This window comes from Buttiauxella noackiae ATCC 51607, from assembly GCF_001654865.1.
GTDB lineage: Bacteria > Pseudomonadota > Gammaproteobacteria > Enterobacterales > Enterobacteriaceae > Buttiauxella > Buttiauxella noackiae.
Map to the genome: position 1 here is coordinate 1 of NZ_LXEO01000087.1, position 494 is coordinate 494.

The following is a 494-nucleotide window of genomic DNA, read 5'->3' on the forward strand; positions in this document are numbered from 1 at the left end:
ACCAATTCCCTGACACGCATGCGTTATTGCTTCCCGAATGGGCAACTGGATATGTACTGCAAAGACACTCCAGAAAGCGCACCTGCACCGCTAAAACCCTGGTTTGCTATTTCAGGGCCGGTGACCGATGAGTATTCGGTTATCTTCGGGCACTGGGCATCACTGGAAGGTAAAGGTACGCCGGAAGGGATTTACGGACTGGATACCGGTTGCTGCTGGGGTGGCGGGTTAACCTGCCTGCGCTGGGAAGATAAAAAGTATTTTGTTCAGCCATCGAATCGCAAGCCAGATGTTGGCGATGGTGAAACGGCTATCGCTTCATAATAAAAAGCCCGGTTATATCCGTCATAATTCAAGTTGCATGAGCGTTGGCTGCTCTCGTTCACCTCAGTCACTTACGTTAGTAAGCTCCTGGGGATTCACTCCTTTGCCGCCTTCCTGCAACTCGAATTATTTTGGATATACTAAAATAGCTGCGCCTAATACCGCTACAC

The 494-nt window shown here is 49.6% G+C and carries 1 pseudogene; it reads left to right on the forward strand.

From position 1 onward, the window contains the following. Positions 1-324, forward strand: a pseudogene (gene apaH / locus M979_RS22230) (diadenosine tetraphosphatase); the annotation flags it as partial. Positions 325-494: the final 170 nt, after the last annotated feature.